Annotated in this window: 13 protein-coding genes; 7 read left to right on the forward strand and 6 right to left on the reverse strand. The window is 66.9% G+C overall.

Going from position 1 to position 11130, the window contains the following annotated elements; all coding sequences use genetic code 11:
* The first annotated feature begins 35 nt into the window (after window positions 1-35).
* On the forward strand, window positions 36-713 hold the full coding sequence (locus A5481_RS11465; protein WP_082172954.1) for a Ros/MucR family transcriptional regulator: 678 nt from the start codon (window positions 36-38) through the stop codon (window positions 711-713).
* Between the two features lie 221 nt (window positions 714-934).
* On the opposite strand, the gene A5481_RS11470 is transcribed toward A5481_RS11465, so the two are convergent.
* The 3 genes from A5481_RS11470 to A5481_RS11480 form a co-directional block, all read right to left on the reverse strand.
* Window positions 935-3184 carry a ParB/RepB/Spo0J family partition protein gene (locus A5481_RS11470; protein WP_048432335.1) on the reverse strand — a complete coding sequence of 750 codons (2250 nt, stop codon included), beginning with the start codon at window positions 3182-3184 and terminating at the stop codon, window positions 935-937.
* A gap of 112 nt (window positions 3185-3296) precedes the next feature.
* Window positions 3297-3743, reverse strand: coding sequence for a hypothetical protein (locus A5481_RS11475; RefSeq protein WP_053082242.1), 447 nt, complete (start codon window positions 3741-3743; stop codon window positions 3297-3299).
* A 54-nt stretch (window positions 3744-3797) separates the two neighbouring features.
* Window positions 3798-4097 (reverse strand): hypothetical protein, encoded by a 300-nt coding sequence (locus tag A5481_RS11480; protein WP_048432336.1) that lies wholly within the window; start codon window positions 4095-4097, stop codon window positions 3798-3800.
* Between the two features lie 340 nt (window positions 4098-4437).
* Here A5481_RS11480 and A5481_RS11485 point away from each other — a divergent pair, with 340 nt between their 5' ends.
* The 6 genes from A5481_RS11485 to A5481_RS11510 all read left to right on the forward strand — a co-directional run bounded on the left by A5481_RS11485 (window position 4438) and on the right by A5481_RS11510 (window position 10040).
* Window positions 4438-4617 carry a hypothetical protein gene (locus A5481_RS11485; protein ID WP_048432337.1) on the forward strand — a complete coding sequence of 60 codons (180 nt, stop codon included), beginning with the start codon at window positions 4438-4440 and terminating at the stop codon, window positions 4615-4617.
* A gap of 339 nt (window positions 4618-4956) precedes the next feature.
* On the forward strand, window positions 4957-7491 hold the full coding sequence (locus tag A5481_RS11490) for a GAF domain-containing protein (protein ID WP_156655619.1): 2535 nt from the start codon (window positions 4957-4959) through the stop codon (window positions 7489-7491).
* A gap of 4 nt (window positions 7492-7495) precedes the next feature.
* Window positions 7496-7870, forward strand: coding sequence for a response regulator (locus A5481_RS11495; protein WP_048432338.1), 375 nt, complete (start codon window positions 7496-7498; stop codon window positions 7868-7870).
* A 142-nt stretch (window positions 7871-8012) separates the two neighbouring features.
* A complete protein-coding gene (locus A5481_RS11500) occupies window positions 8013-8249 on the forward strand; it encodes a hypothetical protein (protein WP_048432339.1) in 237 nt (78 codons plus the stop codon).
* A gap of 223 nt (window positions 8250-8472) precedes the next feature.
* The gene (locus A5481_RS11505) at window positions 8473-9591 is read left to right on the forward strand and encodes a sensor histidine kinase (protein ID WP_064503954.1); all 1119 of its coding nucleotides are present in this window, start codon (window positions 8473-8475) and stop codon (window positions 9589-9591) included.
* Window positions 9588-10040, forward strand: a complete 453-nt coding sequence (locus A5481_RS11510; RefSeq protein ID WP_048435012.1) for a response regulator — start codon at window positions 9588-9590, stop codon at window positions 10038-10040. The genes A5481_RS11505 and A5481_RS11510 overlap by 4 nt, the downstream gene beginning before the upstream one ends.
* A gap of 4 nt (window positions 10041-10044) precedes the next feature.
* On the opposite strand, the gene A5481_RS11515 is transcribed toward A5481_RS11510, so the two are convergent.
* From A5481_RS11515 to A5481_RS11520, 3 genes are all read right to left on the reverse strand, one after another.
* Entirely contained in the window at window positions 10045-10221 is a 177-nt protein-coding gene (locus A5481_RS11515; protein ID WP_156311913.1) for a hypothetical protein, read from the reverse strand.
* A gap of 266 nt (window positions 10222-10487) precedes the next feature.
* Window positions 10488-10691: a DUF3606 domain-containing protein gene (locus A5481_RS32350; RefSeq protein ID WP_082173214.1), complete on the reverse strand. Its 204-nt coding sequence runs from the start codon at window positions 10689-10691 to the stop codon at window positions 10488-10490.
* Between the two features lie 189 nt (window positions 10692-10880).
* On the reverse strand, window positions 10881-11130 hold a 250-nt coding region (locus tag A5481_RS11520; RefSeq protein ID WP_156655620.1), incomplete at its 5' end, for a DUF1236 domain-containing protein.

Consider the following 11130-nt stretch of genomic DNA (forward strand, 5'->3'; position numbering starts at 1 on the left):
CGGAATGGTTAAGACCATTGACCGATGGCCGAGTCATGCGCTTGCATGAAACAATCAGACACAGCGGAGGGATTCGTCGGTTGAACCGGCCGCAATCGAATGGAGACGCCGAGATCGTGCGGTGCACGGCTCGGATCGTGATGGGATACGTCGCCGGCAACAGATTGCCGGCCGATGATCTCGCCGCGCTCATCACGACAGTGTCGAAGGCGCTCAGGTCCCCGCGCGATGTCGAGGTCGCCCCGGCAGCGTCCGTGATCGCGCCGGCCTTACCCGAGGTGTCCTACGTCGCATCGGACTATCCCCGTCCGCAGGTCCCGGCGCGCCTCCTCTCGTATAAGGAGATCGCGGACTCGGTCCAGGAAACGTACCTCGTCTGCTTCGAGGACGGCGAGCACTACCGGATGCTGGCTCGGCATCTTCGGCTGTTCGGCCTGACGCCCGACGCCTACCGCGAGAAGTGGGGCCTGCCCGACGACTACCCGATGATGCCGGCGGCCGACCTCAAGCATCGCGCCGAGCTCGCCCGGCAGAGGCAGCTCGGGAAGTACGACCGCAGCACGGCCAAGCCGCGAAGGAAATCGGTCGTCACCGCCAAGACGCAGACGCGGGGCGCTGAGGACCCACCTAAACCGAAGCCCTACAGCGTGGATCTCACCCGAGGCGGATGGCGCCGGCAGGGCGACGTGGGACAGGGTGCGAGCCTGGGCTGACGCCCGGCCCCTTGCGGATCTTGGTCGCGATCAGGCCGCCGCCTTCACAACACTGATGCGTTGTGGCGACCGCGGTCGAGGGGGCGGGGTCACGCGAGCCTTCAGGCGAGCGGGAACGGCCTGCCCGTTGACCCCGACCCCGCCGCGGTCATGCAGGACGCTCGTAGCGACCGGGGATCGGGACGGGTCCGAGCGCAAGGTCCGCACCCGTCCATGGCCGCTCACTCGGCGGCGATGGCATACCCCGTGTCGCCGTCGGCCAGGCCGTCCTCGCCGTCGAGGAAGGGCGGAAGCGGCTCGGACCCGGCCTCCTCCTCAGCGTCGCCGAGAAACGCCGGCAGCGCGGCATCCTCGGGGGCCTCCTCGGTCGCCGACGCCTCATCGGATTCAGCCGTCTCGACCGGGGCCGTCGCTCCTTCGACGCCGAAGCCAGGCGTGCGCAGCAGCTCGGGCAGCCAGCCGCTGTCGGCCATCAGGCGCTCGGCCTCGCGCGCCATATCGGCCTTCTTCAGGTGGTCGAGGAGCTGGGCCTTGTCCTCCCCCTTGGCCTCGCGCACCGCCGCCAGGATCTTGCCCTTCGTGACGCGCGAGAAGTAGTTCGTCGCTGTCGGCCGCCAGTCGCGGGTCATGTCGAGCCCGACGAGTTGGGCGAGCTGGTCGGCATGCGGCATCACCTCGGCGGGCCGCCGATCGTAGGCGCTGTGCATCGCGTTGACGGAGAGGCCAGCGCAGAGCGCGAACAGGTCCGTGCGCTCCTCGGGGCCTAAGTCGACCAGGAAGTCCCAGATCGCCCGGTGGTCGGCCGGCAGGCGCCTCGCCCACGCCTCACGCTTGGCGTCGATGGCGCTCGCCGGCCGGTAGGCGTCGAGGCCCTGGACGCTATGGTCGGGTCGGGCCGAGGAGGTCGAGACCTCCAGGCACGACGCGGCCCGGTAGGCCGTGACGATGACGCGGATCACCATGGCGTGCAGGACCGCGATGAAGGCGGCCTGGGGATCGTCGGCCAGCGCTTCGCGCAGCGCGATGGTGCGGTAGGTGGTCAGCTCGATCCGGTGCTGCTCGGACAGCGGGCGGTCGGCCTCCTCCGGCGCGGGCGCGGGCGCGGGCGTGATACCCCCGATCGTGATGACCGTGCGCATCACCGCCGGAGCCGGGGCAGCGACACTGCCCAAGGGGGATGCGACCGGCTCGTCGATCGGTGCCGCTCCGGCCGCGGCCGCGGCGGGGTCCGTACCCGCAGGGGTCTCAGACTCCACCCGGGGCTCGTCCTCGGGCCGGACGTAGCCGCGGCGCACCTTCGGCGTGCCGTCGTAGTCGAGGGTAACGAACGCACCGCCGATCGCGATGTCGGCAGGGTCGTAGATCTGGGCGCGGGCCTCGAACGCCGCGATGGCCTTCTCGAGCTCGGACATCCGTTGGGCGGCGTCGGCGGGCCACTCCTCGTCGCTGTAGCCGTACTCGTTGTCGAGCCCCTCGCGCTCGGCCAACGCCGCCTCGAAGGCGTCCCGCTCGGCCTCGCTCAGCTCGGAGCAGGTCGGCAGAACGCGCAGGCCGTGGACGCGGCTCGACATCAGCGACAGCGACACCTCGATCCACTTCCAGCCCTCCGTCGCCACGGTTGCTCCGAATTCAGCCAGCTTCGCCTTGGCCAGCCGGTCGAGCAGCGCCGCGTCCTCGAACCAGCCGTCGCCGCGGTCCGTGAACAGGTCGCGCAGGATCGTGCCGCCGGCGGCCTCGTAGGCGTCCTCGCCAACGAAGATCGCCCGGGGCTCGCCCATGCCCACCGTGCGCTCGGTCAGGGCCTGCCGGATCCCCCAGTTGCTCAAGGCGCCCCGCTTCTTGAGCGCCTCCCAGACCTGAACCTGGCGGGCATGGTCCTCGCTGACCGAGAACGCCATCAGGCATTCGAGCGTCATCTGGCCGGCGCCGTAGGCCTCGAGCAGCGCGGGGTTGATCCCGGCGAGCCGCAGGCGCTGGCCCACGATCTTCTCCGAGACGAAGAAGCGGGCGGCGATGTCGGCGTGCGACATGCCGGTGTCGGCAAGCGCCCTGAACGCCCGGTACTGGTCGAGCGGGTGCAGGGCCTCGCGCATCGCGTTCTCGGCGATCGAGTCCTCGGTCGCGCTGATCGCGCTGCCGGCCGCGCGCACGATGCACGGCACCTTGACGGTTTTGGCCATGCGCCCGGTCGCCACCAGGTGCTCGAGCGCGCGAAAGCGGCGCCCGCCGGCAGGCACCTCGAAGCGGCCGGTCTCCTGGCCCGCCTCGTCGAGGACCGGGCGCACGCTCAAGGACTGGAGCAGGCCGCGATGGGCGATGTCGGCGGCCAAGTCCTCGATGCTCATGCCGTCGGCGATCCGGCGCACGTTCGCCTGGGACAGGCTGAGCTTGTCGAACGGGATCCCGATCGCCTCAGTGAGCACGATCTTGGCGGTGGCGGCGATCTTGGCGGCGGCCTTGGTCCTGGTCATGGCTCGGCATCCTCGGCTCGGGCGGTCGGCTCTCTGTCGACCTCGAAACCCTCACGCAGGCGAAGCCCCCCTCTGACTCCAGAAGGGGGCCGCGGAACCGTTGGTCGCCGGATCAGGCAGCGGCCTGCACGCTGGCGCCCTCGGCCTCGGTTGGGGCCAGGGTCAGCGGTGGGATGGTGGCGGGGACGGCCTGCTCGAGCCGCGCCAGGATCTCTGGCAGCGTCTCGCCGGCGGCGTGGGCGTTGCGGAGCGCTGCCAGGGTCATCACCGGCTCGCCGCCGTCGTCGGCCAGCTCGGCGGCCGGGCTCGCCAGCCCCGGGCGCCAATGGCGGACACCGGCGTCGAACACGCCGGAGCGTGCGCACCAGGCGCGCAGGTACGACAGCCCGTGCTCCTGGCAGAAAGCGTCGAGGGTCGGCGTCAGCCCGTAATCCTGAAGGTCCTCGAAGGTCACGCTCGCGCCCTCGGCCAGGGCCTCGCGCACCAGGCGCTCGGTCTCGGCGTAGTCCTGCGGGTTGCGCCGGCGGGAGCCCTTTGTCCCGGACCGGCGATGCTGCACGGGGGAAAGGCCCCCCCTCGCGCGCGAGGGAGGGCCGAAGGCTGCCAGGACCGATCAGGAAGTCGGGTCAGGGGCCGGCAGGGCGCGAGCGGCCGGGCCGGGAAGGAGTGCAGGCGCTGAGGCAGCCGCAGTCGCCTGGATCCGCACCACCACGGCGCCGACCGCCGTGAGATCGTGGAGGTCGACCAGGACGGTGAGCGCCTTTCCCACGTCGCCAGCGAGGTGAGCCCGTGCCGCGTCGATCGTCGAGGAGTGGTGGCGGCGCACGAGTTCGATGGCGGCGGCCTCGAGCACCCGGCTGGGATCCAGAAGATCGACATCGAGGGACATCTTGAAGGTGAGAGGATCGGTCATCGGCGGCGGCCGATTCACGTTGGAGCACAGGGCTTTCTCTAATCATCCGAGTGGCCCCTTTCCCTGACCCCTCCTCTCCCTCTGGTGGCACGATGCTCGGGCCCGCAGATCGGCGGCCGGCCTCCCTCGTCGCATCGAAGCGGCTCAATCGCCACGCCGACTGGATCGACCCGCATCCGGCGCCTATGACATTGCAGATCACGGACCCGGGCCCCGGCGCCCGGGACGTGCCGTGCCCGACCGTCCACGACTTCGGCAAAAGGCCGCCCCTTTGAAGCCCTGTCCGCTTCCACTGGGCCTTGGGACAATTCTACGCCGGCGCGCCCGACGGCAGGCCAGGGTGCGGGCGCGCGCCAGCATCCTGCACCGCCTTCACGGCGCCGATGCCTACTACCTCGCCCGCGAGCGGGCACGGCGCCCGGATGGGCGCCGGATCACGTTCTGGACGAAGATCGCGGTCGAGGTTGCGCGCCTCGAGGGCCGCGAGATCGGCGCGCGCGCCAGCGACCGCTGGCGATAGCGCCTGCGCGCCCCCAAAGGCCTCGATCCGCTATGGTCTAGAGTTAATCACCGTGACCGCACGAAGACCGCCGTGGGTGAAGCGCTGCTCAGGGTGGGTAGCGGCGGTTCAGCCGGCAAATGCTGAACGACAGGATCGCGCCAGTCGCGGACCTCCAGTCCGTGATGTGCGAATGGCTGCTCGTAGCCCAAGACCGGATTTTCAGGCTTCGCTGTTTGCGTTACAGCAAAGCCTTCGAGCCCATTCGTGTAGAGGAGGCGTATGGAACCAGACATATCGGACCCGGCATAGGCGCTCGCAGCACGCGCCAGGAATATACGGGCAGAACGTTGTGACGCCGTGACCGGGTTTGTGGTATGTGCCAAGGGCACAAACAACCTGTACCCAATGGTTTCCAGCTCCGTCCCGCCCCTCGTTCTCGACCCTCAGCGCCTTGCTGCGCTGGACGGTTTTGACATTCTCGACACCCCGGCCGAGGAGGGGTTTGACGATCTGGTGAACCTCGCGGCGCTGGCCTGTGGGGTGCCGGTGGCGCTGGTCAGCTTGGTTGACCGCGACCGGCAATGGTTCAAGGCGCGCGTCGGCTTTCCTCCCTGTGAAACCGACCTCAATAGCTCTGTCTGCAAGTTCGTCCTGGCTGAGCCGGACATCCTGCAGGTCCCCGACCTCTTGGCGGACCCACGCACGGCCGCCAACCCGCTGGTCACCGGCGAGCCGTTCATCCGCTTCTATGCCGGTGCACCCCTGCGAACCCAGGATGGGATCACGATCGGCTCGCTGTGCGTGATCGACCAGCAGCCGCGCCCTGAAGGGCTGACCCCGGCTCAGCAGGACGCCCTACGGCGGGCCGCCCGGCAGGTGATGACCCAACTCGACATGCGCCGGGCGATCCAGCAGCGCGATGCCCTGCGTGTTGACGAAACCGGTGCTTTCCGTGCCCGGGAGGCGTTGCGCGACACTCAGGCCGCCCTGGCGATTGTGGATGGTGATCTACCTGCAGCCCTAAGGCACGTCGTCACCGGAGCGATGCGGGCAATCCCGGCGGCCGAGGGCGGTGTAGTCGAGCTGCTGGATGGTGCGCAGCTCGTCTATCATACACCGGCTGGGACCCTGGCGCCCCATGCGGGCCTGCGCCTGTCCCTGACCGACAGCCTGGCAGGCCACTGCGCGACCACGCGCACGCCACAGCGCATGGACGACGCGCTGACCAACCCGCATGTCCGTCGCGACCTGTGCGACCAGCTCAAGCTCCGTTCAGCGATCGCGGTGCCGGTGCTGCGCGGCGACACCGTGCTTGGCGTCCTTAAGCTGCAATCCTCCCAGGTCGCAGCGTTCACCGACGCTGATCTAGCCCTGCTCGGGCTTTTTGCCGGTGCGACCACGGCCAGCCTGGCGGAAAGCGAGGCCCGTGCGCAAACCCGCAGCCAGGCCATCTATTGGCGCGGGCTGTTTGACCGACTCAGCGAAGGGTTCATGATCGGCGAAGTGGTCCGTGACACCGCTGGCCAGATCACGGATTGGCAGTTCGTCGAGGTCAATCCAGCCTGGGGAACGCTGCTCGGTCTCGAGCCGGCGACGGCGATCGGCCGGAGCGTTCGGGACGTCATCCCCGGCGTTGAGGAGGAATGGATCAGCGAGTTCGCCCAGGTGGTCGAAACCGGTGAAGCCATCACGTTTGTTCGCGAAGTGCAGACACTGCGCCGCTGGTACGAGGGTCGGGCGTTCAAACTCGACGGCGACCGCTTCGGTACGATCTTTCTGGACGTGACCCAGCGGGTGGGTGCCGAGCTGCGGCGTAACGCGCTGCTGCAGCTTGGTGACGGCCTGCGTGATCTAACGACCACCGCCGACATGACCCGAGCTGCGGCTGAGATCGTCGGTCGCACTCTGGGCGCCACCCGTGCCGGGTTCGGCCGCATCATCGGTGATGTCGAAGAGATCGATGTCGAGCCGGACTGGACCGCACCGGGCCAAGTTAGCATCGCCGGGCGGCATCGGTTCGACGCCTACGGTGACCTCCGGACGCCCTTACGCCAGGGTGAGCCGCTGGCTATCAATGACGTGACAACTGATCCGCGGACGGCGGCCGATCCGGCCGCCCTGCAGGCGATCGGTGTAGGTGCCCTGGTCAATATGCCGGTGCGTGAGCGCGGGCGCGCCGTCGCGATGTTCATTGTCCACGACGTGCATCCGCGTGTCTGGACGGCCGAGGAGCTCGGATTTCTGAGGAATGTTGCCGACCGGCTTGAGGCTGGCGTGGCGCGGGTGCGTGCCGAGGAGCTGCAAGGGGTCCTCAACCACGAGCTTGCGCACCGCCTGAAAAACACCCTCGCCATCGTGCAATCCATCGCCAGTTCGACCCTGCGCAACGTGACCGAGCGCGAGCCGGTCGAAGCGTTCGAGCGTCGCGTGCTGGCCCTGTCGCGTGCTCACGACGTGCTGATGCACAAGAGCTGGACCGCCGCCAAGATGCGTCACGTCATGGAAAGCGTCCTGGCGATGCAGGCGGACATGGACCGGTTCGCGCTTGACGGCCCGGACCTGGACATCAGCCCGCAGGCCGCCCTGTCGCTGTCGTTGCTGCTGCACGAACTGGCGACCAACGCTCTCAAGTACGGGGCACTGTCGGCCAGGACCGGCAAGGTGCGCATCGCCTGGCGCACCGAGGAGGGCAAGGCACCCACGCTGGTGCTCGACTGGTCCGAGAGCGGCGGTCCGGCGGTGACACCACCGAGCAACCGCGGCGGGTTCGGCTCGAAACTGATCCGCATGGGGCTGGTCGGAACGCGCGTGGCCGACCTCCGTTACGATCCGGTGGGCTTGCAGGCTGAATTCCGCGCCCCGCTTGCCGATGTTCAGGTTCAGGTTCACTAGGTCAATGGGTCAGTCTTCCCCCCCGGCACTCCCACGTGTCCTGATCGTTGAAGACGATCCGATCCTGATGATTGCGCTGGTCGAGTTCGTTGAAAACTCGGGCTGTGAGCCCGTCGAGGCCAGCACCATTGTCGAGGCGATCCAGATCCTGGAAACCCGCACCGACATCCGCACCGTTTTTACCGATCTCGACATGCGCGGCTCGACCGCCGGGATGGAGCTGGCGCTGCTGATCCGCGACCGCTGGCCGCCGATCGAGCTGCTGATGATCTCGTCGCGGCCGTGGGATGAGGCCCAGATCCCGTCTCGCGGGGTCGTGCTCGGCAAGCCGTTCGACCGGCGGAAGATCGAGGCGACGCTTCGGCGGTTCGCTGCCTAGGGCCACGTTCAAGGGCCAAACTGGTGGCTACCAACTCTGCGCGTTGTGCACATCCGGCCAGAGCCAGCGGCAGCCAGTTGCACCTTGCGCCCCGGTCAAATGTCCGCGATTTAAGTGCGAACGGCATTTCAGGTGGCAGTGGATGACCGACGGACACAGGCGGCTGGCGGATGCGATGATCGCTGAGATTGTCGAGCAGGAAAGCATGGCTCACGAACTGGCCGAGTTTGCTGACCTGATGGAGGCAGACGACCACCTTGCTACCGCAGCGACGTTCCGGTCCATGAGCCGTAGCCGCCGGGTCAAAGGTATGGAATTGCGCGGTAACCTGGCGGCTCTCGAGGTCGCCAACCACGACGCCACGGAAGGCGGTGGATAGCGCTTTGCTTGGCATGGCTACCCACTGAAAAGGGATCCAGGGTCGGATCGGCTACAGTCCGCTCAGCGATCCAGCCTTGCGTCAGCAGGCAAGGGAACATCCCCCTTACCCTGGGCATTGCAGACCCTGGGTCTGCGGCAACCACCGCCGCTCATGATGCCTATTACCCGCTGTCCAGCCTACGCTGCGGGTGCCAGACCAACCCGCAAGAAGGGTTTTAACTGTGCCGAACTCCCGGCAACCGCTGCAGTCCACCGCCGTCGCCAGCGCACCGCTGGTGAGCCTGCGGCGTGGCGCCGGCCAGCTCTTCGAGACCGAGCGGCGGCTCAACGCCGTGCTCAACAACGCTTCCGTCTCCATCTTCCTGATGGATGACCGCCAGCACTGCATCTACATGAACCGCGCCGCCGAGCAGCTAACCGGGTGGACCCTCGACGAGGTGCTGGCGCGGGACTGCCCGCTGCACGACATCGTCCATCACACCTATCCGGACGGGCGACCGTTCCCATTGCACGAGTGCGCCATCGACCGCGCCTTCCCGGAAAACAACCAGGAGCGCGGCGAGGAGGTGTTCGTCCACCGCGACGGGCATTTCTACCCGGTCGGGTTCACCGCCAGCCCGATCCGCGACGACGCCACCAACATCATCGGTACCATCATCGAGGTGCGCGATATCAGCGAGGAGAAGGCTGCGGCCGAGCGCCAGCGCCTGCTGATCAACGAGCTGAACCACCGGGTGAAGAACACCCTCGCCACGGTCCAGTCGATCGCCGCCCAGACGTTTCGGGGACCGCCGGACCCGGCGGCGCGGGGCGTGTTCGACGCGCGCATGGTAGCGCTGTCGACCGCCCACAACGTGCTGGTCGAGGATAACTGGGAAAGTGCCAGCCTGCGTAGCGTGATCGAGCGCGCGCTGGCGCCGCACCTACTGGCGGAGGTCGACCTTAACCGCTTTCAGCTACAAGGACCGGATGCGCGGCTGCACCCGAAGGTGGCCGTAACTCTGGCCATGGCGTTGCATGAGCTGATGACCAACGCAGCCAAGTACGGCGCCCTCTCGGTTCCTGAGGGACAGATTGTTTTGACCTGGTCCCTGCACGACCTGGAGGATGGTCGTCAGCAGCTCAACCTGCGTTGGGAAGAATGCGGTGGTCCCGCCGTTACGCCGCCGGCGCGCAAGGGGTTCGGTTCGCGGCTGATCGAGCGGCAGCTCCCCATGGAATTTGATGGCAGCGCCGAAATCACCTACGCACCGGCCGGCGTGATCTGCGAGCTACAGATCCCGCTGACCACTTTGGGCTGGGTCGGCCAGGAGACCATCGAGGGGCGGCAAGCTTCATGACGTTGCTCGTTGGACGTCGGGTTCTGCTGGTCGAGGACGAAAGCCTCGTCGCCATGCTGGCCGAGGACATGCTGCTCGAACTCGGCTGTGAGGTTGTCGTGGCGATGCGCCTCGACAAGGCCCTGGCGCAGGCCCGCACCGGATCGTTCGACCTGGCGGTGCTGGATGTGAACCTGGGGGATGCGCGCAGCTACCCCATCGCGGACCTGCTGTTCGAGCGTCACACGCCGTTCCTGTTCGCGACCGGATACGGCAGGCAGGGGCTGGAGGACGCTTACAAGGCGGTTCCGGTGCTGCAGAAGCCCTACCAGGCGGCGCCGCTGGAGCATCTGCTGACGCGGCTGTTGATGGAAGAACCCCTAGCTCGCCCGGGGACCCGAGGAAGCTCTATGGCGTGCGCGTGCCATACCCCGAACGGACAGCCTATCCGGGCGGATCACTGCCGCTAGGCAGTCAGTCCTGCTGCCTGGTTTCGGACAGGCGCACTGTCAGTTGTTCGATTAGGGCAGCAAGCTGCGGATCTTCCGGCATTGGCATTGCCTCGTAGATCCTGTGCAGCTGCCGGCCGAGATGGTGCTCGGTTGGCTGGCTGCGATGCAGCGCAAGGCCGTCCTGCTGCAACAGCGCCATTTTGTCCTCGCGAGTCGTATCTGACATAGGGACCTTTCCCGTGGGGTCAGACACGGATCAATGACCAAGCATAGGGCCGTGTTGCGGTTCGATCTCTCAAACTATGCTGTTATGCTTAGGATGGCATTAACGATGCGGCAAGGGCGTTAAGATGGGTTTACCCGAATTGAACAGCAAAAAGGGCGCCGAAGCGCCCTCAAAGTAGTCGTTTTAAATCCTTTGTATTGAGCGACCACTAGGCCAGCCAATGAGGCGCGCGTCAGGCATCATGCAGGATGGATGCGTTTTCCGTACAAGGAGATCCCGAGGTGGGCCGCAACCGTGCTAGCCCGGGTGCTTGTCAGCTTCACAGCCTGACGCAGCGCGTCCTCTGATACGCCAAAGCGCTCGCACCAGTAGGCGCGATCCACAGGGGAATAGATATCGATGTGACGCTGGCGGCTCATCGGCTGGGAAACGCTAGACACCATGATGATACTCCCAACCGAATAAGCAGAGCCGTAAGCGGCATCGGTACTTCTATCAACGCAGAGGGATGCACTTTGTTGCCGGTCCTAGGCTGGATGGCAGTCTAACAATTTCAGCAATGGATTGTCTCTTAAGAGACAGAAAGAGCGGGCGAGGGACGCCCGCTCGCTCCTCATTCGGTCCTGCGACGCTTAGTCGATCACCTCGACGATGCGCCGGCTCTGCGGGTCAACCAGCACCGGACGCTCGTTGACGATGGTGTAGCGGTGGCTGCCGGCGCCATACTCGGCCGGCACGTCGTAGTAGGTCACACCCGACGACGGCAGCACTGAGCCGACCCGGACATCGCCATCGTAGGCGTAAGACGGGTGCCGTTCGCGCACGACGTAGCTGCGGAAGCGCGGGCGCGTGTCGATGCCAAGGATGCCGTTGACGGTGCCC

This window comes from Methylobacterium platani (assembly GCF_001653715.1).
In the GTDB taxonomy this organism is placed as follows: Bacteria; Pseudomonadota; Alphaproteobacteria; order Rhizobiales; family Beijerinckiaceae; genus Methylobacterium; species Methylobacterium platani.